The sequence below is a fragment of the Verrucomicrobiia bacterium genome (assembly GCA_036268055.1).
In the GTDB taxonomy this organism is placed as follows: Bacteria; Verrucomicrobiota; Verrucomicrobiia; order Limisphaerales; family Pedosphaeraceae; genus DATAUW01.
On sequence record DATAUW010000027.1, the window covers coordinates 70,989 to 90,954 of the forward strand.

21 protein-coding genes are annotated in these 19,966 nt (G+C 55.7%); all 21 read right to left on the reverse strand.

The window, feature by feature from the left end:
* Positions 1-3 precede the first annotated feature (3 nt).
* Positions 4-147: a hypothetical protein gene (locus VH413_16255; GenBank protein ID HEX3800249.1), complete on the reverse strand. Its 144-nt coding sequence runs from the start codon at positions 145-147 to the stop codon at positions 4-6.
* Positions 148-313: 166 nt separating this feature from the next.
* Entirely contained in the window at positions 314-553 is a 240-nt protein-coding gene (locus VH413_16260) for a hypothetical protein (protein HEX3800250.1), read from the reverse strand.
* A 2-nt stretch (positions 554-555) separates the two neighbouring features.
* Positions 556-1,236: a hypothetical protein gene (locus VH413_16265; GenBank protein HEX3800251.1), complete on the reverse strand. Its 681-nt coding sequence runs from the start codon at positions 1,234-1,236 to the stop codon at positions 556-558.
* Positions 1,237-1,287: 51 nt separating this feature from the next.
* The gene (locus VH413_16270) at positions 1,288-1,668 is read right to left on the reverse strand and encodes a hypothetical protein (GenBank protein ID HEX3800252.1); all 381 of its coding nucleotides are present in this window, start codon (positions 1,666-1,668) and stop codon (positions 1,288-1,290) included.
* An 8-nt stretch (positions 1,669-1,676) separates the two neighbouring features.
* On the reverse strand, positions 1,677-1,982 hold the full coding sequence (locus VH413_16275; GenBank protein ID HEX3800253.1) for a hypothetical protein: 306 nt from the start codon (positions 1,980-1,982) through the stop codon (positions 1,677-1,679).
* A 7-nt stretch (positions 1,983-1,989) separates the two neighbouring features.
* Positions 1,990-2,880 carry a hypothetical protein gene (locus VH413_16280; GenBank protein HEX3800254.1) on the reverse strand — a complete coding sequence of 297 codons (891 nt, stop codon included), beginning with the start codon at positions 2,878-2,880 and terminating at the stop codon, positions 1,990-1,992.
* Complete coding sequence (locus VH413_16285; GenBank protein ID HEX3800255.1) at positions 2,881-5,745, reverse strand: LamG domain-containing protein; 2,865 nt, start codon at positions 5,743-5,745, stop codon at positions 2,881-2,883.
* Positions 5,746-5,798: 53 nt separating this feature from the next.
* Positions 5,799-6,221: a hypothetical protein gene (locus VH413_16290; GenBank protein ID HEX3800256.1), complete on the reverse strand. Its 423-nt coding sequence runs from the start codon at positions 6,219-6,221 to the stop codon at positions 5,799-5,801.
* Positions 6,222-6,325: 104 nt separating this feature from the next.
* Positions 6,326-6,883 (reverse strand): prepilin-type N-terminal cleavage/methylation domain-containing protein, encoded by a 558-nt coding sequence (locus tag VH413_16295; GenBank protein ID HEX3800257.1) that lies wholly within the window; start codon positions 6,881-6,883, stop codon positions 6,326-6,328.
* A 129-nt stretch (positions 6,884-7,012) separates the two neighbouring features.
* Entirely contained in the window at positions 7,013-8,077 is a 1,065-nt protein-coding gene (locus tag VH413_16300; GenBank protein ID HEX3800258.1) for a hypothetical protein, read from the reverse strand.
* A 66-nt stretch (positions 8,078-8,143) separates the two neighbouring features.
* Entirely contained in the window at positions 8,144-9,412 is a 1,269-nt protein-coding gene (locus tag VH413_16305) for a hypothetical protein (protein ID HEX3800259.1), read from the reverse strand.
* A 50-nt stretch (positions 9,413-9,462) separates the two neighbouring features.
* Positions 9,463-9,942 (reverse strand): hypothetical protein, encoded by a 480-nt coding sequence (locus VH413_16310; protein HEX3800260.1) that lies wholly within the window; start codon positions 9,940-9,942, stop codon positions 9,463-9,465.
* A gap of 37 nt (positions 9,943-9,979) precedes the next feature.
* The gene (locus VH413_16315) at positions 9,980-10,828 is read right to left on the reverse strand and encodes a hypothetical protein (protein HEX3800261.1); all 849 of its coding nucleotides are present in this window, start codon (positions 10,826-10,828) and stop codon (positions 9,980-9,982) included.
* 177 nt (positions 10,829-11,005) lie between these two features.
* Complete coding sequence (locus VH413_16320; protein ID HEX3800262.1) at positions 11,006-11,686, reverse strand: hypothetical protein; 681 nt, start codon at positions 11,684-11,686, stop codon at positions 11,006-11,008.
* A 29-nt stretch (positions 11,687-11,715) separates the two neighbouring features.
* On the reverse strand, positions 11,716-12,570 hold the full coding sequence (locus VH413_16325; GenBank protein ID HEX3800263.1) for a hypothetical protein: 855 nt from the start codon (positions 12,568-12,570) through the stop codon (positions 11,716-11,718).
* Complete coding sequence (locus VH413_16330; GenBank protein ID HEX3800264.1) at positions 12,567-13,361, reverse strand: LamG-like jellyroll fold domain-containing protein; 795 nt, start codon at positions 13,359-13,361, stop codon at positions 12,567-12,569. The genes VH413_16325 and VH413_16330 overlap by 4 nt, the downstream gene beginning before the upstream one ends.
* A gap of 38 nt (positions 13,362-13,399) precedes the next feature.
* Positions 13,400-15,433 (reverse strand): hypothetical protein, encoded by a 2,034-nt coding sequence (locus tag VH413_16335; protein HEX3800265.1) that lies wholly within the window; start codon positions 15,431-15,433, stop codon positions 13,400-13,402.
* Between the two features lie 2 nt (positions 15,434-15,435).
* Positions 15,436-16,485, reverse strand: a complete 1,050-nt coding sequence (locus tag VH413_16340; GenBank protein HEX3800266.1) for a hypothetical protein — start codon at positions 16,483-16,485, stop codon at positions 15,436-15,438.
* Positions 16,486-16,497: 12 nt separating this feature from the next.
* Positions 16,498-17,892, reverse strand: a complete 1,395-nt coding sequence (locus VH413_16345) for a hypothetical protein (protein HEX3800267.1) — start codon at positions 17,890-17,892, stop codon at positions 16,498-16,500.
* Between the two features lie 55 nt (positions 17,893-17,947).
* Positions 17,948-19,591: a DEAD/DEAH box helicase gene (locus VH413_16350; GenBank protein ID HEX3800268.1), complete on the reverse strand. Its 1,644-nt coding sequence runs from the start codon at positions 19,589-19,591 to the stop codon at positions 17,948-17,950.
* Complete coding sequence (locus VH413_16355; GenBank protein HEX3800269.1) at positions 19,588-19,935, reverse strand: hypothetical protein; 348 nt, start codon at positions 19,933-19,935, stop codon at positions 19,588-19,590. Before VH413_16355 ends, VH413_16350 begins: the two co-directional genes overlap by 4 nt.
* Positions 19,936-19,966: the final 31 nt, after the last annotated feature.

Sequence of the window (19,966 nt, forward strand, 5' to 3'; positions counted from 1 at the left end):
GTTTTATTTTTTGAAGTTCGGATTATTGGCGATTGCGGTCATCACCCCGAAGTCCACCATCCGTTCACCATCCATAATCCATTTGTCAGTCCCCTTTTTGTTCGGCCCGGGCGTGATGCCCACGTTGTTCGTCAACGGTGGTGTCATATATTTTCCGTAGTGGTCACGCAAATAGCAGAAGCGCTGATAGGCTTCTTCGCTAATTGGGAAACCACCCGGTGCGTTTGTGCCCTGCAAACCGCTGGTAGCAGCGTTCCCATCCATTGAGGGACGGGCAGCTCGCACAACCTTCGGCTTGACTGTAAAGCAACCGCTAAGTAGCAGGGCCAGTATTGGGAGAAGCAGCAATGTCTTTGCGAATTTCATCTATGTTTCCTTCCGCCACGTCTTTTTGAATTCTATCGAATGCCGCCTGTTCCTGGGCTTTGGCAGCGGCCGCTTGCACTTCAGGAGTATTCTCCTCGGTGTCGCGTTGCTTGACTAAGTCGGTTGCGGCGGTGACCGCATCGGCCACCGCCGCGACGTCCGAAGTTGGAACCGGAGGAAGATCCATAACTATTTTGTCAGGGCCTCGAGATTAATGAAGAAATCCACGAACCCAGCGTTATTCGCCTGCTCCACCGCGATCGGGCTGACGACTGGGAAGAAGCTTTTCCCCTGGGCCAAGCCGCTGCATTTCTGAATGAGTGGCCTCGGCAGAATCACACTCGGCTCCAAACTCGTCGGCACATACGGCGTCACGGGATAACCCAGCGCCTGACTCAACCCATCGTAAACCCCCTGCAACGCCGGCATCACAAACCGGTTGTTCGATCCCGTCTGCGCGATGATCGTCGGCAGCAACGCCGCGAAAATGCTGAAACCCTGCTGGATGGCTTCCACCGCGACCGGACTATGAATCGAACTCAACGGCAGTTGATTCACCGCCGCTTGCAACGCCGTCATGTCCACGTTCGTCCCGCCCAGCGCATCCCCAATCACGGCGCGCAACGCCACCATGTACTGCACCGCGTTCGTGTCCGCCTTGGCGATATTCGCGCCATCCGCCGTCGCCGCCTTCAGCGAGTTATAAAGCCCGCTCGGCGTCACTGCGATCCCTGCAAACGTCGTATTCGTTGTCTGCACCAAATTGGTGACACCATTGGTAACCACCGGCGTGCTCGTGACCGTCGTCTTGCAGGCAGCCAGCATCAACGCACTGGCCACCGCGATCATTCCGAATTTCAACTGTTTCATTTTTGCTTTTCTTTCTTCTGTGGCGGCCGTCAATGACGGCCGTTTTTTGGTTTATGTTTTAGCCGTCAAATTTTCCGGTTCGGCAGCCGAACCCTGATTAATCGGAGCCGAAAGAAATGCCGGGGTAATTGGCGGTCGCGTCCCCGCTCCTGCTTCTTTCCCTTCCTTCCCCAATTCCACACTCCGCACTTCGCGCTCCGCACTGGCCGCCAACGGCGGCAATGGACTTTTCTTCAGATACGCCACCGCTCCGGTAATCCCGCCGACAATGAAAATCGCCCCCATCTGCTTCAGCGACAGCGCCTCGACATGAGCCCCGAACCGTTGCGCCAGCGAAACACTTTCGTCACTCCCCATGGCGCTGCAACCGCCCGTGATGAACGCGCTCAACAGCGAGTAGATCCAAAATTCCGCCTGCTTGATCCGGTCCATAAATAAATTTATCGGCCCGTCCTTATCGTTGTGGACATCTCGCCGCGCAACGTGGCCACGTCCCGCTGCACCTCGTTTACCTCCGCCGAAATATCATCCAGCCGTTTGTTCGTGCCCGACGTTGTTTGCTCAAACCACGCTTTGGAAACGTAACCGTCCGCCACCCGCTTATCCGCCGCCTGCATCTCGACCGTCAGCCGGATATTGAACGACCAGGCACACCAGGATAAAAAGCCGATCACTACCACCGGCCCCAGGATCGTGAACGTCAGATTCAGCTTCTCGGTCTTGCTCATCGAATTTTCAGCGGGCATAAATGGGTTACCGCATATTCCCTGCGATCATGTGGTTGACATTCCAAATCACTTGATCGCGCCAGTGATAGGGCGCGTCAGCCGCGGCGCCCACGATCACATGCCAGTCTTTGATGACGGTGTTCGCCGGGGCTGGTCCGCTCGTTTCCGGCCCCCCCTGTTCATCCGTCGGAGCGTGGTTGTCAAATCGGCCAATAGACACAAATGGGGACATCTCGCTTTGCAGCGCCGGCGTAACGGAGCTGCTCCCGAATACAACACCCGTGTCCGCATCAATCAGTGTGATTATGGCGACGTCGCGAGAAACGCTTTTGAAGAGCGTCAGGATATACCACTTGGTCGAGAGCGTAAAATTGAAGATAGGCTGATCGAATTCTGTTGTGGCAGCGTTGTGAGCGTAAATAGTCGGATAATCCGTTCCGCCAATATTCTGCGCTTCGTAGTATTGAGAAATAACATCCTTAGACCCGGCATTGATGTTGAAGATATCGAATACGCCCGAGCCGCCGGTCACGTGGGCGCCAAATTGTACCATCATCACCATGAGAACTTCTGACTGAGGGGTGGTGAAATTATACTGCATCCAGTTATTGTTGTTCGTCATTGATAGTGCAATGGCGATGTTGTTTGTGAGATCTGGATATCGCTGGCCTCCTATGTTGAGTACCCGCCCATAGAGATTGGTTACTGTCGCCGCAAAGGAATTCGTATGGCCGAATCCGTTCGTGATCCACGTTCCTGCGCCAGCGGAAGAATGAACCGTAATTGAATTGTAGTAAGCGGCGTCGGTGATATTTGCACCGTTAGTCCAGACCGTAGAGATGAGTGCGACATCCGCAACCTCGTCGGCGCAAGCGAGCCGGGCCACGGCGATGAAGAAAATGATTAGATACTTCATTTAGTGACGAGGTTTTGCGGCATAAAGCGTGGTCATATTCGCATCGGTAAGCGTGGTGGTGTAAACCGCCACGTCCGCGACAGCGGCATTGAGAAAGTTATTCGCGCCTCCATCCAAATCCGCGCCAATATAGTGACCTCCCCCAAGCCAGCCAGAATTGTGCTGCGCATGGGTCAAATTAACGCCATCAATATAGATTACGTAGTCACCGATTGAATCTTCAGTAAATCCAATCATGTGCCAGTGGTTATCGTTGGCTAAAGTTCCGCCAGTGCTGGCCGCGCTAAAACCAGTAGCGTCGGTGGAGAAGGTAATGTTCCCGCCGCTCGAAACGTCCAGCCTAAGGCCGCCGAAGGCATCAGAGCCAACCACTGTGCCCGCTGGCGAGCCGGAAAACTTCACCCAAACAACAATGCTGAAATTGATCGGCGAACCATTACCTGGCAGAACGCTGCCCGAGTAGGAAAGGTATTGGCTGGTTCCATCCAGGATAACGTCCCCAAAGTTGGCAAATCCGGCGTTATCCGTTCCCCAGGTCGGGGAGTTTACCAGAGTAATCGCATGCCCGCCACTGGTCTGGTCTGCGCTGGTAGAGTGCCCGGCCCCTTCGGCGAATTTCCACCACGCGTTATCCGGGGTCGGCCCTGCTGGCGGCGGCGTGGGCGGCGGCGGCGCGCCGTTGGTATCGAAATAACCATCGCCCTTGACGTGAATCCAGGTATACTGGTTCGTCATTCCCGTCACCTTAAACCGCAGGTCGTTTCCGCTCGGTATCCACAAGTTGCTCCAAAAGCAAAACTTGTTGAGATTGGTTACCTGATTGTTGGTCGAAATGATCATGGCCCCAGCCGGGGTGCTAGCGCAGACTACTGACCCGTTTATGAATGATGCCCGATTATTACTTTCCCCCTGTATGGTCAGATTGTAAGTCGCGACAAACTGTCCATTCGTGGGCAAATTAAAATCGAGCAGGTCTGTTAAAACAGAATTGGTAACCAGGATATTCGTGTCTATGCTGAATACCGGCGCAATGGACAGCACCCGGTTCGTGTCACCCGGACTTCCCGAAAGTGAAAAGCTGCTGCTCAGCGCCACCGGATCAGGTAGGTTCGTGCCGTTCCAAACGAATATTGTCCCCGGAAAAACATTCGTCCAACCCGTGCCGCCGCTGCCCGGCAGGATGCCATTGGCCACATGCAGATCTTCTACATACAAAGCGTCGAGATTGGTATATGGCATTATCGGGATACCATTGGAATACCCGGCGGCAAAGAAGTTTGTGCCGTCACTGTATAAGGGAATGAACGACATCGGGACCGTGTTCGTCAGAGATTTCGTTTGATAATTAAACAGGTCCGTCCCGTTGCCGTTGGTGACAATCACCGTCGCCGCTCCGCTGTTGACCAGATAAAATTGCTGATGCGCCACGGTGGCGGCGGCCGGGAGCGTTGCTTTGATCGTGCCGCTGGTGTTCGTCAGGATGACCACGTGGTCCGTGGCCTGGATGGTGTAGTTCGCGGTCTTCACCACCATCGCCGCCGAAGGAAGATTCGCGTTGGGGACCGTAGCCACCGACGTCACATTGCCGCCGCCATCGGTCTCCAGGATACCCGCACCCGCATAAGACAAGGTCAAGTTCCCCGAAATCGAATTACTCTTGAAATACGCATGACCAAAAGGAAGCGTAGGCCCTCCCACGCTGCTGGTATTGGCGGTCACCGGCTGAATCGGCTCATCCACTTCCACCCGGATCGCCGAGGTCCCGTCAAAGTGCAGCAGCGGATTGCCGCCAAAATAATACACGCCGGAATTATTCCCGCCGTTCGCGCCCAACCCGAAGCTGCTCCCCGTATTAAAAGCCGCCACGCCCAGTTGCCGCGCTGAAAAATTCGTGCCCACCAACACCGCGTTTTGCACATTCAGATTTATGGAAGTGTCAAACGCATCCCCGCGCAACCCCGCCACGTCCGTCAGCGGCTGCGCTGTCGTCGTGCCGTTGTATAAAAATCCGCCCACGAACAAATTGCTCCCCGTCGTCACATTCGGATGGCTCGGGTTGTGCTCAATTTTCAACGAGTAGAGATACCCAACGTCCGAGGGATTGATCTTGTTCGTGTCATCCTGGAACTGCGAAAAGTAAGTCACCTTGTTCGAGTAATACAACAATCCCTGGACTCCGTTGGCTCCGCCGTCCACCCCGTTCGCTCCAATCACAAACGCATGCGGCGCATCGAACACGATCAACGCCTTGCCATTCATGACCGCCCGGGGCGCATCCTCGCCCACGAACAGCATATCAATTCCAAATTGGTCGTAGAGATAGAGCGGACGTCCCTGGCTGTCGGTGTCCAGCAAAGTTCCCGTCTCGCCATATTGGTTCACCAATTCATTGCCGACATATTGCGCCCCCCATCCCGAACCGCTTCCCCGGGGATTCTTATTGAGCGCGCTCACTACTCCGTCCGCCGTGTAGCCCGCTGCCGTGTCGTTGGTGCAGACAAAATTGATGCCGCCGCCATTGTCCGAACTGAACGTCACGCCGCCCAATCGCGCGGTGCTGATGGTCGTCCCACCAGCGGCATCGCGCTTCACTATTGTCCCACCAGTGGCGTTGGTCGTGGCATTATTCGCCGCCGTCGCCCCACTCGCCACATTCGCCGCCGTCACGCCCCCGACTTGGCTGACGCTAGGATTCGGATACGTGCTTCCCAAATCGCCACCGGCCGAGCCCGACGGCGCGCCACCACTCCCGCCGCCCCCACCGCCATTGCGGCGCACGTCCTGGGTTTGCCCCAGGCCCAAAGAGCAACTGGCGCTCAAAAGCGCCAGCACCAGCCCCACCCGCATGTTAAAATTCTTTTTCATTCAACTCCGCGACTTCATTCTCCCCATTCCGCACTCCGCACTCCGCATTGGCATCATTGGATCTCTTCCACCACTGCAATCGTGGTCGAACCGCTCTCCGTGATGAAACTCACCGGGAACGGCACCTTGCTCAGGTCCAGCACCGTGCCCAGCCCGTCGCGATTCGCCTGGCCCGCCGCCAGCACGCCGTGATAACTCGTCGTGCTCACGTTCGTGCTGTTGATCAAATAAAGGACCGGCTGCGTCCCCGTGTTCTGAACCGTCCGCAAAATCGGCCGGCCCACTCCGAGCGAAGGATTCAGCGAGAAAACTGTGGATACCGCCGTGCTGGTAACCGTCACGATTTGCGGCGCGCTCACCGCCGTCGCGTTGTCCACGATCCGGGCGAACGTGTCCGCCAAAACCGGAAACGCGATGAGCGCCAACAACGCCGTCAACGCCGCGACCACCCGCCAATGTTTTTTAACTCGCTCCATAAAAAATATTTTTATTCAACCAACTAACCTGGTAGGGCGGTGCTGCGTCGCCGCCGTCCGATTATTTCTTTCCACATAGGCCCGTCGGCGCTTGCCGACCTGGCTTACGGGGTGACGTATTTCCAACGCACCACGTCCAAAATATTGTTGGCTTGCGTGGTCGAGCAGGAGTCGTAGCGGATCTGGTCCACGCCAATGAGGTTGGTATGGTTGATGACAAACCAGCCCGTCACCTGCGTCGTGCCGTTCAAGGCCAGCGTCGCGGTATAAGGCAGCGTGGTCGTCCAGAAATTCGTGCCCGATCCACGGAACGCCGCCGTGTTGGTTAAACCTTCAAAGTTGAAACCGTAAGTCACTGGTGCCGTGCCCGAACCCGCGGCGACCTGCGTGATATAAAGCGCAATGTCCACCCCCGGAATCACCGGGATTGGCGAACTCGCCGTGCTGGTCACCGTCGAATTGGAGAACGGTCCGCCCAGGCTGCCGCCGTTGGTGACCACACCCGAGTTGGCGCTTTCCACCAATGCCCGGCCGCTCACCACGATGTCCGCCGCTTTTGCCACTCGCGGGATTGCGATGGGCGCGAGGACAGCGATGATTGCGATCGTCAAAAGAATTTCCACCAACGTGAACCCACCGGAATTTTTATTTTTGAATTTCATATTTATTTTAACTTTTGAATTTTGGTTTTTTGAATTTCTCAAAAGCGCCCGGACCGTGGTTTGTGTTCGACCCTGGGCGCCTCGAAGCCCGTCACACCCAATGGGCGGAGGGCTTCAAACTGTTTGGGTTTACGGCGCGAAGAATATCAGCAGGTCCGCGAACTTGCCCGCCGCCTCAATGGTGGCTTCACCATCGCCCGTCGGCAGTTTCGGTTTCACCGTGCCGTGGTATTGCTGGAACACGATCCGGTCTCCCTGAAGCTGGCCGTCCTTCAAGCCGATCAGCATGCACGTGGTTTTCTGGCCGTCGAAACGCGCCATGCCCGCCTCGAAGTCCACCAGATTGCTGCCGATGGAAAGCTCGCCCGGCTGAGACATGCCGCTCTTGATGAACGCGTCCGTTTCCATGCCGCTGTTGATGCCCTTGGCCACGCGCGACCGCGTGTTGAAATCAATCTCCATCGTCGGCGAGATCAGCACGTAATCGGCAAGCACCGGAAGCTGGTAAACGCGGAAGCTCATATTCGCCGAGCCGCCTGTAACACTGATCAAACCGGTGATGGTTCCCGCCAAACCGTTATTGATGACCGCGATCATCGCGCCCGTGTCCGCCGCCGTGGCTTCATCCGCGCCCGTACTCGGATAAGTGAAGGTGTTCGGTGTGAGGACCGTCACGGTCACACCATTCTCGTTATAACCCGTGCCACCCACGCCGGTCACATTGACCTTCATGCCCGTCAACAATTTGTGCGCCGGGATCGTCAGCGTCGCGACATTGGAAGCGCGCGACCGGAAAGTGCTTGCCGGCACACTCACTGGCCCCACCACCATGTCCACCGCGAAACTGCGCGCAAAATTAAACGTCTGGTTCAACGACCGCGCCGGCGGGGCGAACGTCGCCGTCAACGTGATTGGCACTGGCGGTTCGCTCGTGTCCGTTCCCGACAATGTGACCACCGTCTGCGCCGCCGAGTTGATCGGCGTGATCGCCACCATTTGCAGATCGCTGCCTGCCGCCTGGATGGTCGTCGCCGGGTCCGCGGTATAAGTCCCCTGCGCCGTCGCCGTCAGATCCACCTGGCCGATGCGCACACCCGGCACATTGGTCATATAGACGGCGAACTCACCGCCGAAATACGGCGATTGGATCGTATCCAGATCCGCCGTCTGCACCGCTGGAAGTGTATATTTCATAAAAAAGTTTTTAGTTTTTCAAATTCGGAGGAGAATTGCGGAGGCTCGACGAGCCTCCGCCACGACTTAGAGAGTTTTATAAGTCACCCGCAACGCGTAGATGCGTTCGGTCGTGGGCATATAGAGTCCCAACGGCTTGTTCATCCACTGGACCTCCTCATTCTTGGCAGCGAGTTCGTAATCATCCTCCGGTCCACGGCGGTAATTGCGGTCACCACTCGGTTTGAACAAGGCGCGACCCGCTTTTTTAGTCATGCCGAAATAGCAGCTTCCTGGAGTGATCGTATTATCCGCCTTCAACACGAAACGCTGTCCAAGATAATCAACCGTGGTGTAACCATTTTCCAAAAGCTCATCGGCCACGCGGTTGTTGGTTGAACCCGAAGGCACAATTTCAGTCGCAATATCGCTTGCATCCGCGCCAGGAATGAGTACTTCTCCGCTCAGTTGAGGATCACCATCCGGCCAGCAACCTTGCCACTGGTCCTTATACTTGATGGCTTTCTGAAATACCTCGTAACGCATCACCGAATTCGCCGTGTTGGTGGAGAGAACGATATCGTTGGTCTTCGGCAAGTTCGCAATATTGATGCGGCTGTTCGGTAGGAACGTGTAATTGACACCCGTCTGCGAAACCGCGCCCGTACTGGTCTTCACGGGGGGAACTGTACCGCTACCAGCACCGCCGCCCGCAGTTGAACCTGGATAAATGAACTGGCCGAATGCTCCCTTGTTAGGATCGGTGAGCAACTGATAGGCGAGCTGATCAATCTTGTTCTGCAAATCATAGGCCATCCGCAAAACTTTTAAGGCCGCATCCACAATCGAACCGCGGTAAACGTCCCAAACCTTGTAACGGACTTCATCCGTGGTGAGGATTTTCATGGGAATACGTATTTCGTCATCATCTTTGGTGACGGTCTTTTGTTGCATGCCGCCGTCGGGACCCATGTAACTGACGCCGATTTCCTGTTCGGTCGTGTTCTGGAAATAGTAGGTTTCACCGTCAGCCAAATTGACGATCTCGAAGAACATGCTCAGGATATTGACCGTCGCGAGTACGTAGTTGCTGACGGTCTCCACGCGGATCGAGCATAGTTGTTGGCGCGCCTTGGCGTCGGTTTCGGCCCGCGCCATGAATTCATTTCGCTGACGGATTTTCTCCGCGTCCGTGGTGCTGGCCAGCAGATCGTCGAAGAATTGTTTCACGGCGACGCCAAGCGGCTTGCCATCTGGCATGACACCGCATAGCGAAAGCGAACGGCGCGCGAACTTCTTGAAGTTGCCCTGCAACTGCTCAAGGCTCATGGTGTGGACCGAGGTCGGATTTTTCATTTTGGTATTTTTTAAAGTTATGGTTTTCGAGGATCGTTATCCGTTCACACTTACGGTTTGATAAAGGCAGCCAGCGGCACCACGCGGATGCGCACGTTTCCGGCTGTCACCGGCGCGGGCAGTTCCACCAATTCGAATTGCGCATATTGACCGGAACCCGCCACGCAGAATTTTCCAGCGGCAAACGAAAGCGGCGTCTTCAGCGCCGTGGAACCGGTAATACCCGCGTCCACATAAGACGCGCCCTCGCACTCGATTTCCTCCCCGCGCTCAAAGCTGTCCGGATCACCGGCGGCAACCCCTAGTTGCAAACGCCCGGGAAAAATATCATCGCCCAGCGTCGGCCCGCCGACGATGGATTGGCGCGTCATGAACCCCGCAAACACTTTCGTGCCGTCGGCCAGTTCGGCGGTTCCGGCGGTGGCGCTTTCCTGCATCGCCGTCCCGATCGGATAACCGGTGCCGGTGGGCGTCACCAGCGTGATCAAAGGCATCGGCGACCGGCGGCGGATTTCAAAAGGTAGTTTCATAATTTTTTATTTTAAAAGTTGCGGTTGTTGTCGGGGTTTACACCATCATCACGGGAGGCTTCTCGCCGGTGCGTTGCGTCGGCGGCACGACTAACGGATCGCCACCCGACAGCGTTTCCAGCGCGAGGCTCTCGAAGACTTCCCACTGCTCCTTCGGCAGCCAGACTTTCGCTCCGATCTTGCTCGCCGCCGTGATGGCGACGCCTTTGCTGCACAACGCTTGGATGCGTCCCTCGGCGGTTTGCTTCGCCGCTTCAAACGCTTCGTCCGTTCCTCCGAGCACGCTTTCCAGCGCGGCCTCGGGCAGCGGCAGGCTGCACGTTTGGAGGATCGTCTTGCGCTTCGCGATCGCGGCCGTGGTTTGTTCCTTCGCCGTGATTTCGGTGCGAATGGTTTCTTTCCCCAACTCGATCCCCTGGTCCTTGGCGGCACTGCAAAGCTGTTGCACCGTTCCCTTGTCCACGAGTTCACCCGCGGCGGTTTTTTCCGTGACCGCTTTGGCGACGACCGCCGGCAGCGTGTCTTTCGCGATCAAATCACCCGAAGCGATGCGTTCGGCAATCTTCCCATCCACCGCGCTCGCGACTGCTTGCGTCATCTCGCCTTTGTGGTTATTGATTTTCGAGGCCATCAACGTCATGAGTGCGCTGCCGTGGGACATGCAGGAAAACAATCCCTGGAGCAATTGATTGGCTTCGAGGGCCGCCGGAACCGCATCCGTCGCGGGCAGGCCGCTGATCGTTTTGTCGTACAGCCCCTTCAAATCGTTGAACTGGGATTTCCAAGGTTCCTCCAGCAGATCCGCCGCGCTGCAAAGGTGCTGGCGCATTTCGTTCAGGCATTCCCGAATGATCTGGGTGTTTTTCGCGTCGGTAGGAATTTTCATATCGTGAATTTTATTTCGTTTTTGTTTGCGTCTCGCGCACTCAAGCGACCGCATCCTCCGTCCGTCCGCCCCCGTCCCAACGAATTTATTCGTTTTGTGAAAAATATTTTTCACGCGTACAAAAAAAATGCGCCGGATCATTCCGGCGCTTCTCACTTCACAATTCCTAAGTCCGCACTAACAAGGTTCCAAAACTCCATTCCGCAAAAACCCGTGCCAGCCAGGCACAATGATGCTTCCCGCTCCCGCTCCGCACGTCGGGCCAAACTCGCTTTTTCCCACTGTCACGTTGGGCGGTTCACCGCGCCGCGTCCAGCACCGGTGCTTGTCATCGTCCGCCGGCATAAACTTTTTGCAGCCGCTTCCCGCCACCATTTCTTTTTTCCCTTCATCATATCGGTTGCCATGGACCGCATAAAGTTGCCCGCAGGTTTTGCAGGGCACGGTGCAGTTGCCCGCCCGCGAATCCACATTCCACGTGCAATAATCCCGGGCGGAAGGCATCACCACCACCAGCGAGCGCCCATCCATTCCCCGGCCGGGACCTTGAAAGATTTTCTCATCGCTAAAGAACAGCGCGCCCACCGGCAGCGGAGCGACGAATGTTTCTTCCGTCGCGGGGTTGCGCCAATGCCGGTTCGGGCTCAAACTCCGGCTGTCGTCGTCCTTGAATAGATAACCGCAATGATCGCACCGCGTCGGCCAACGCGGATCCGTTTCTTCCGGAAACGCCAGTTCATCGCTATAAACGTCATCCAATTCCGAATTGCCCCGATGCCCGTTATACGGTGAAGGCAACGGAGATTTCTCACACGTTCCGCCGCCAAACCGGTTGAGCGTCGGCGTCCATCGGTTCATTGGCTGAACAAAAAAGCATTTGATGGAACTCATGATAATTCCAGGATTTCCGCCGTCTGTTTCAACAATCCAATGATGTCCGGCATCAGCTCGCCGTTGACCTTGATCAACTTCTCGCTCGCCAGCATCTGAACCACTTGCGCCTCATTTTCTTTTCCCATCGGCGTGAGCCCCACTCCGTTGTAATGAACGTCACCGTTGAGGCCGCCGAACATCAGGAGCGTTTCGCAGCCCCGATATTGCTTCACGGCCCTGGTCTTTTTGTCATAGCAGGCCAGCAAATCGTTGGGCGCTTCCACAAACGGCACGTACGTCCACCCCAGCGTTTTCAAATCATCGGGAGTTTTTTTTACCCATTCTTCCCAATCCTCATTTGCGCCTGTCGCTTTGACGATGAACGCCGAATTGCCCAGGTCGAACAACTGCTCCATCGAAACCGTCCAATCAACCTGCCCATTGAAATATTGATTGAGAATGGTTTCGACATTCTCCGCTTTTTTCCACATCACCGCCGCCCCGCGGATGCCTGGTGCGCGCGACTTGTCCCCCTGGACTTTCCAGCCACCGTCCGGTGTCTCGGGAAATTCCACCGCCACCACGCAGCCCAAAATATAATCGCGGGGATTGTCCTTCGGATTGTACGCCCGCAACATATGGGCCAGATCAAAAACCTTGTCCTGCATCGTGCGGTAACTATTCGCCACGACCTGCGGATGAATGCAGGTGTTGTCGCAGGTCACTACCGGAAACGCATGGCTCAACGTGAACTCGACATAGCTTTTCGTTTCATCCGGCCGCAAAATTCTCCCGGCGATCTCGATGCCATTACTCCCGCACAAATGGAGCTTCACATTTTCCAATGTCATCCCATGCAAGCTTTTCATAATTGCCGCCCGCTCCCGTTGTTATAGAGGTAGGCTAATTCCGCGCTCGTCACCACCCGGTCCCAAATTCCCATTGCGTCGAAAGCGACCGGAATGCCCGAAAGACCGGAACTAAACCCTGCCACAAACGTCGAGTTCGCGGACGCTCCCGGCGTGCCGGTAAACGCTGCGGAATTCATTGAGTTATTGAAAGGGTCAGCAACGTAAATATTGATTGTATTGCCGGGCTTGTCGTACCACATCGCAAAAAAAGTCCATTGCGAAGCGTGCACGGACGCCGTTGAAGTGACCGAGGTGCTACCGGATGTCGTGTTGAAAAGGGTAAAAGTCAGCGTGCTCATGGCGCTGGCATTTAGTTTAAGCTGATAGTTCGCTGTATTTTTAGCTATCAGGATTTCGTCAAAACCGGAACTGCTGGCTAAGAACCAACCCGCGATTGTGAATGACGTGCTGCCGTCGATCCGCAAACCCGCCACATCGGCGTGCGATAATGAATCTGAAGAATTATTAAGCAGGCTGATCGCCCCATTCACCACTCCGGTCGTTGCACCTGGACTTCCATTTTTGGTCAGGCTTAAACTCCCGACCGAGTCAGCGCCGAAGTTTCCGCTGTTATCAAAAGTGTAATAGGCCAACAGATTTTGAAATACCGCCGCCGAGACATTGGGCTGACCGTATATGATGAACGCGCCCGGGGCATAAACACTCCCGCCATTCGCGCCGCTTCCCCAAATCAAAAAAGCTGGATCTCGTGGCGTCAGCGCCTGTGCGCCGACTTGCAACGCCGCCATCACGACTGCCATTAAAACGCTAATAATTATTTTCATAATCAGGGAGAGATCACACACAACGCCGTCACGTTCGTCGCCAGCAAACCCGTTTCATTCGGCCCATCCGCCACGAAGGTGCACCACGCCACGCGAATGCCGTTGGTCAGCGTCATCACCCAATTCGTTCCCGCCAGCGTCAGGCCATTCGTGTTCAGCGTGAGGAAATTGGTTGGCCACGAAATATTCCGGTTCGCTCCATTCGGCAAAATTTTATACGCGACCGCTCCCGGCCCATTCGTCGGCGTGGTGAAGTTGATATCGCCGCTCGCAAAGATTTTAGGATAAGCGATCGCACTCGGATTTCCCGCCCCGCCAAAATCCAGCCAGAAATTCGTCACGCTGTCGTGCGCCGTAACTGTCCCGAACGATCCCCCGCCCGCCGAGATATTCGTCACGCCCGCTCCATTCCCCACGAAGCTGTTGTTATTATTCGTGAACTGTTGCGCGCCGGCCCAGGTCTGCGCGGCGATAACTAACGCCGCATCCGTCGCCGCCAAATCCGCATCCACCAAAAACCGTTGCGTCAGCGGCGCAGGGCCGCCGCTGGTGGGTCCTGCTACGACCTTGTTGGCCGGCGAATTCGCCGCTTGCAGAATGATCGTCCCCGCCGTCGTCACCGGCGATCCGGTCGGCGCTGTTGCAATCAACGCGCCATCGCCTTGGATCCCCAGGCTCGTCACGGTTCCCGAGCCCGACAGCGTCGCATACACGCCATCCTTGCGGAGAAACGATGTGCTCGTTCCGCCGCTTCCCAAAAATTGCGACGGAATGATGCTCCCGATCGGGAACGCCATATTCACGTTCAAGTTCGTGATGCCCGAGCCATTTCCCGTAAAATTTCCCGTGCCTTGAATATTCACGCCCCCGCCGTCGAAGAACTGCAAACTTCCGTTGTTATCGAAAAAAGTGTTCACCGCCGGACCCGTCAATTTGAAAGCCGCTTTGGAACTCGGATTGCCATCCAGCGTCAATGTCAATCCGCCGTTTAATATCGTCGCGCTCAAATTCAAATCATGCCCCGTCACATTTTCCAGTGTGCCACTTAAGTTGGTCGCGGTGACGTTCGTCAGGTTGCCGCCGTTGCCCACAAATCCCAAAATGGAATTATTGGTCACCCCGCCCTTGAACAGCGCGCCATTGGACACCGTCAGATACATCGCGAACGGCGCGTAAAATTCCGCCAGGCCGAGCACCGTCATCGAACTGATCGGATCCACCGTGAAAAAGCTGCCGTTCAGAATATTCAATGAACTCGCGTCTCCGCCGATGGTTCCGTCCCCCTGGATATTCAACCCGCCAAAGGTGGTGAAATTATAATTCCCCCGTGAATCGATCACGAACACCAGATTGCTGTCCAGGTTCGCCGATGCAATTTTCCCCTCCAACTGGCTCGTCTGCAAATTCGTGATCCCCCCGCCATTGCCGTTGAAGATGCCCGCGATTTGGTTGAGCAGATTGCTGAACGCCAGCGCGCCGTTGGTGTTCAGTGTCGCGATCGTACCCAAACCCAGATGCCCCCGCGCCGTTGAGGAATTGTTCAATACCATGCTCGTGGACATCCCCGTTGCGTCCCCGCCCATTAGCGCCGCCGAGTTCGTCATGCCCGAACCGTCGCCAATGAACCGCCCGACAAAATCGCCGTTAAACAATCCCACATTCGTCCAAAGCTGTCCCGTAAGCGTGGACGACACCAGCGTGACCGACTGGGTCGTATGGATGAACGCCCCCGCCGCCGCCACAAACGTCAGGTTCGTCGGGAAAGGATAAACCGCGCTGCCATTGTGCAGGCTGCCTTGGTCAGTCGGCGAACTCTGAAAATAATAAAGTGCGCCCGTCACCAGCGTTGGTGTATAAGCGCCGCTCGTGTAAACCGCTCCGTTGGGAACGCAATTCGTCGGCCAAAGGTTTTGCGGGAAGAATGTCCGATTGATCAGGTTTCCACTCGAGTCAATCGAGAGTGTTCCGAATGGATTTGCCAGCGCGGTCGCCGCCATAAAAAGCACGCACCACCCAACCAAAAATTTATTTTTCATGATTATGCAACTCCTGTTTGTTCAGCCTGGACATTGACCGGCGTCCCAGCGCCCGCGTCACCCACGGTCATCTTGTGGAATAAAGTGGTCCGTGAGTTTTGCAGATAGAGCCCGTCACCCGCGACCACCCGGCAACTTCCCGCCGTGAAACTTGTCACCGTTCCCGATGGCCCGGCCACTCCCTGCACATTGAGCCAGAGCCCCGTGAAATCACTGGCCTGCGGCGAAGCAATCACCGTGCTTGAAACCTTGACCCCCAGCCACATCAACCCCGGCGCTGGCGTCAAACTAAAACCCGTGCCGCTCGAATCGCTCGCATACGCCACATAGAGAAATGAGGAAGTCCCGTTGCTGCCGTTCGAGCCGTTGGTTCCATTGGTCCCATTGCTTCCGTTGGTGCCGTTGATCCCTTTCCACGGCAGCCACAACCCCGCGAAGTTCGCCGCGATCGGCGAAACAATCTGCGTGTTGGTCGTCAGCCACGCGACAAATCCCAGGCTGGAATTCGGCGTCAGCGAAAATCCCGTCCCGCTCGTATCGCTCGCAAACGCGATGTAAAAATAAGCCGACGCTCCGTTCGTTCCATCCGAGCCGTTGGACCCGTCATTTCCATCCGCCCCGGCCGCACCCGCATATGCTTTCCACAACCCCGCGAAATCGCTCGCTTGCGGCGTCGCTATCGGCGACGTCGAATTCTTCACCGCGATATAACCCTTGGACGAATCAAACGTATTGGTGAATCCCGTCCCGCTTGCGTCCGTCGCATAAGCGATATACAGGTAAGCCGCCGCTCCACCCGCCGCCGCCAAACCCCATTGCGAACCATTCAGCGAAGGCTGCAAATTAATGTTCGCCACCTTCGCGATGTAGAGGCTGCCACCGTCCAAAGCCATTTGCCCCGCCGTGTAATTCGTGGTGCCACTCCACGGCCCGGTGTAAAGCGCCGACAACAATGCGATTGCTTCCGCAAGCCGGATCAAATGCGTCGGCGCCGTCGCCGCCGCGCTTTGAATGACTGGCGTATCAACCGTTAAATCAGTGAAATGATTCATGAGCTTTTATGTTCAAACATCGTCGCCGTCACTCGATCCGGACGGGCGGCCCTTTCCTTTTTTCGGCGGTCCATGCGCCGCGTCGTAAATCGGGTTCGTGTGGGATTTTGGCAGCGCCGCCTCCGCTTTTTTATTTTCCCGCTCCGTCTCGGGATCTTCGCCGATGTCTTCCAGGAACGTCGTCTGGCTCAGCGGCCCGGATGCCAGCGCCGTTTTCAGCATGTCCGCCGCCACCCGCGGATCGGAAAAACATTTGTTGCTCCAAACGATTTTGATATTGCGCGGCGCGCCCAATCCCTCGATGAAGATGGTCCGCAAATGTTCCGCCATGTAATCGCGCTCCATCAGCGCCTGTTGCTTGAGCATCGGAAACACGAACGGATTCAAATTCTTTCCGAGCAACATCTGGCCCAGCGGCATCGCCCAATTCGCCAGGCGCAACATCGCGCCCGAAAAACGGCCCTCTTGAAAATGTTTCGGGTCCGGCCAATTCGCCGCCTGCACCATCGTATGGTCAAAGTTCGTGCTCGCGCGCACATGGCCCACCTTGCCCTTGATTTCCTTCTTGAAAGAATCCGATCGTTTTTCATTCCAATGGTTCGCCTTGGAGCCCGCGTGCAAACCGCTCTTGATTTCGTAACCCATCTTATGCTGCTCGAGCACCAGCCGGCACGCGCCCCCCAAAGTCTGCGTCCCGACTTCGAGCGAAGTCATTTCCGCCGCCGCCGAAAATGCCGACGCTATCGTTGGCGAACCGAACCCGGTCCCCATCTTCGCCCGGCGCAAAACATCGAATCCAAAAACATTGTCTTTGTGGGTTATGAGCAGATGATTCGGGTTCTGCAAAAACTTGGTCTTTTCCGCCTGGGAAAAACCTTGCATCGCATTCGCCATTTCCGGCGTGATCCTATGCTCAATCTCCAACACTTCCTCGCCCCACAAATCCGCGAGCTTGCAGTTTTCCACCGGATACGCGATCGGCGGTTTGCCTCCCTGCACGCGCCACACGCCCACGACGTTGTCCTCGATCAGCCATTCCAGCCACGCCTCCCGCGCGTAACGCCGGTACATGCGGCGGTTGTTCTGCTCCCACGTCGTGATTTGTTTGCTGGCCTTCCCGTCCTCGGAAGCAATGCGAAATCCGAAATGGAAAAACGCCATCCGCAAAAGGATGATGCCGCGGATAAAAAACTGGTCCCGGAAATATTCCCGCGATTTTTGGAACTGCTCCCGTGGCCGCCGCGGCGCTTCCTGCGAATGGCTCAGCTGACTCTCCGCCGCGCTGAAGGAATAAGGCCCATCCACCACCCGTTCGCCTTCCCAGGCCGAACATAATTGAAATGCCGCACCCGCCGGCACAGGCAGCGGTTTGACGTAGGACGGTATCGGAGACTTCTTTCTAGCCATTCAACCATCCAACCTCCCACCATCCGCCCCCGTCCCAACGAATTTATACGAAAAGTTAGCGCCTTTTCAGGTATGCCTCGGCCATTCGTTTGACTCTTGCCCCATCGTCGTTTTCATTCCGCTTAAGTCCCAATGCTCCAGCTTGGAGTAATCCTTGAACCTGTGCCGTCTTGATTCCCAGGACATTGGCCACAATCGGATCGCTACCCCCATCCGCCACCAGGTAGAATTGGGAAACTCGTTCCGTCTGCCCATCGCGGAATAAACGCCCGCTGCATTGCTCGTGCACGCCCGGCGACCAATCCAATTCTCCATGTACGATCGTGGACGCTTTCCTTTGCAATCCGTCAATGCCCGCCCCTGAGCGCAGCGACATGATGAATACTTGCGCGTCTCCATTAACGAAATCTCGAACTGCATTCTCCTTTTGCGCGGGCGTTTCCGAACCCGTAAACATAACCCATTTCAATTTCATCTCGTCAAAATGAGCCTGCCAGATTTCGTAAACTTCCCGGTGCCATCCAGTAAGAATTACCCTCTCGCCTTCATCCACGAGCATTTTGACGAACGCCGCGGCAAAGGGAGCTTTCGCAATGCCCGTCGCTTGGCGGAGTCGCATGTCAAATTCTCTTGCCGCCAGCCCCTTTTCCATGAAAGTGCCGTTCAATATTCGGTGCGCCAGTTCCGTCGCCACGTCTTTGATTTGATCAAGGCACTCTTCGGAATATTCGATTGTGTGCACAATCGTTTGCATGGGTGGCAGTTCACGGCCGACGTCTTTGCGGGTACGCCGAATCATCAGGAACTGGTCTTTCAGATGCGCGCCGAATGCTTCCGGGTCTTTCAACACCCAGTGGTCCCCGTGATGCCGGCACCATTCCCGTTCAAATTCTTCCCGCTCTCCTAATTCGCCTGGCGCGATTACCTCGTAAATATTAAAAATCTCTCCGCCGTAATTATAAATCGGCGTAGCCGAGAGACCTAGTCGGCGTTGCGCCCCGTCGGCAATGGCATTGGCCGCGCACCATTTTCCCGTTCCTTCATGCCGCAGCTCCTGAACCTCATCAAATACCACGCAACGAATAAACTTCGAAAGAACTTCCGCCCAGGCATGCAACTTATGGTAGGTGATGATATAAACGTCCGCTTCCGGTAAATCGTAAGTCTTTTGTTTATTGATGATGTGCGTCGTCGCGAAAGGCATGAACGCGCCAAACTCCGATGCCCATTGTTTCGCCAGATGCGTCTGCACCACGATTAGGCCGGGAAGATTTTCCGGCTGGGTCATGGCGCCAATGCCTATGGCAGTTTTCCCCAAGCCGAGTTGATCGGCGCATAGCAGCCGCCCTTTCGCTAGCAGAACTTCGAGACCCCGCGCCTGATAATCCCGCAACGGTTTTGCCAGTTCAAAGTATTGCGGCACATGCTCTGGGAGCAAAATCTTTTCCAGATGCTCCAGCGTCTGGCGATGCCTCGCCGCCCCGTCAACCAATTCACATTGATGTTTTATGCGAAGAGGATACCGCCCCGTGAACCACTCAAGATCCCGGCAAATCTCCGGACTGTTTTTTACAGTGAGGGTTCCGAACTGATGCTTGGCAAACCGCCCGATGACATTTTTCAAACGCAGCATCACGTGAGGATCGGCTTTAATCTGCCAGCTACCCTCCACCAGCGACATCTCGCCATAGGTTTTCATAGCATGCTGGTCCACAATGGCAGGCAAGCGCATGGTTTCCCTGAAAGCGTTTCGGGAAGTGGATACGGTTTCGGGCAAAGCAGGAAGGTTCCGGCAATGCGCTCGGATTCCGCATATCGGCGGAGCTGTCGCAAGTGTCCATTCACTCCGCCGGCAATCTTAACTTCAAGCGCGACCAATCTTGGATACACCAATGAAACCACAAAATCAGGCCGGTCGGCATCGCTCAGTCGGAACTCTCTAAGAAAAGGCACGCCTTCCCGAGTCAACATTTTGGCAATCTCCTCCTGAAGCTGCATCTCCGTTTGAAAAGAAAATTTGTATTGGCTGATCCGCCAATTCATAAGTTTTTTAAATTCTTGAATTTCCATGCTC

Bases quoted from the DNA above. Each gene is read 5' to 3' on its own strand.
- VH413_16305 (HEX3800259.1), bottom strand. From the start codon at position 9,412: ATGAAAAATCCGACCTCGGTCCACACCATGAGCCTTGAGCAGTTGCAG.
- VH413_16330 (HEX3800264.1), bottom strand. From the start codon at position 13,361: ATGGCGGCGTTGCAAGTCGGCGCACAGGCGCTGACGCCACGAGATCCA.
- VH413_16300 (HEX3800258.1), bottom strand. From the start codon at position 8,077: ATGAAATATACACTTCCAGCGGTGCAGACGGCGGATCTGGATACGATC.
- VH413_16355 (HEX3800269.1), bottom strand. From the start codon at position 19,935: ATGAATTGGCGGATCAGCCAATACAAATTTTCTTTTCAAACGGAGATG.
- VH413_16280 (HEX3800254.1), bottom strand. From the start codon at position 2,880: ATGAAGTATCTAATCATTTTCTTCATCGCCGTGGCCCGGCTCGCTTGC.
- VH413_16325 (HEX3800263.1), bottom strand. From the start codon at position 12,570: ATGAAAAGCTTGCATGGGATGACATTGGAAAATGTGAAGCTCCATTTG.
- VH413_16310 (HEX3800260.1), bottom strand. From the start codon at position 9,942: ATGAAACTACCTTTTGAAATCCGCCGCCGGTCGCCGATGCCTTTGATC.
- VH413_16335 (HEX3800265.1), bottom strand. From the start codon at position 15,433: ATGAAAAATAAATTTTTGGTTGGGTGGTGCGTGCTTTTTATGGCGGCG.
- VH413_16295 (HEX3800257.1), bottom strand. From the start codon at position 6,883: ATGAAATTCAAAAATAAAAATTCCGGTGGGTTCACGTTGGTGGAAATT.
- VH413_16345 (HEX3800267.1), bottom strand. From the start codon at position 17,892: ATGGCTAGAAAGAAGTCTCCGATACCGTCCTACGTCAAACCGCTGCCT.
- VH413_16260 (HEX3800250.1), bottom strand. From the start codon at position 553: ATGGATCTTCCTCCGGTTCCAACTTCGGACGTCGCGGCGGTGGCCGAT.
- VH413_16270 (HEX3800252.1), bottom strand. From the start codon at position 1,668: ATGGACCGGATCAAGCAGGCGGAATTTTGGATCTACTCGCTGTTGAGC.
- VH413_16315 (HEX3800261.1), bottom strand. From the start codon at position 10,828: ATGAAAATTCCTACCGACGCGAAAAACACCCAGATCATTCGGGAATGC.
- VH413_16340 (HEX3800266.1), bottom strand. From the start codon at position 16,485: ATGAATCATTTCACTGATTTAACGGTTGATACGCCAGTCATTCAAAGC.
- VH413_16275 (HEX3800253.1), bottom strand. From the start codon at position 1,982: ATGCCCGCTGAAAATTCGATGAGCAAGACCGAGAAGCTGAATCTGACG.
- VH413_16320 (HEX3800262.1), bottom strand. From the start codon at position 11,686: ATGAACCGATGGACGCCGACGCTCAACCGGTTTGGCGGCGGAACGTGT.
- VH413_16350 (HEX3800268.1), bottom strand. From the start codon at position 19,591: ATGAAAACCTATGGCGAGATGTCGCTGGTGGAGGGTAGCTGGCAGATT.
- VH413_16285 (HEX3800255.1), bottom strand. From the start codon at position 5,745: ATGAAAAAGAATTTTAACATGCGGGTGGGGCTGGTGCTGGCGCTTTTG.
- VH413_16290 (HEX3800256.1), bottom strand. From the start codon at position 6,221: ATGGAGCGAGTTAAAAAACATTGGCGGGTGGTCGCGGCGTTGACGGCG.
- VH413_16255 (HEX3800249.1), bottom strand. From the start codon at position 147: ATGACACCACCGTTGACGAACAACGTGGGCATCACGCCCGGGCCGAAC.
- VH413_16265 (HEX3800251.1), bottom strand. From the start codon at position 1,236: ATGAAACAGTTGAAATTCGGAATGATCGCGGTGGCCAGTGCGTTGATG.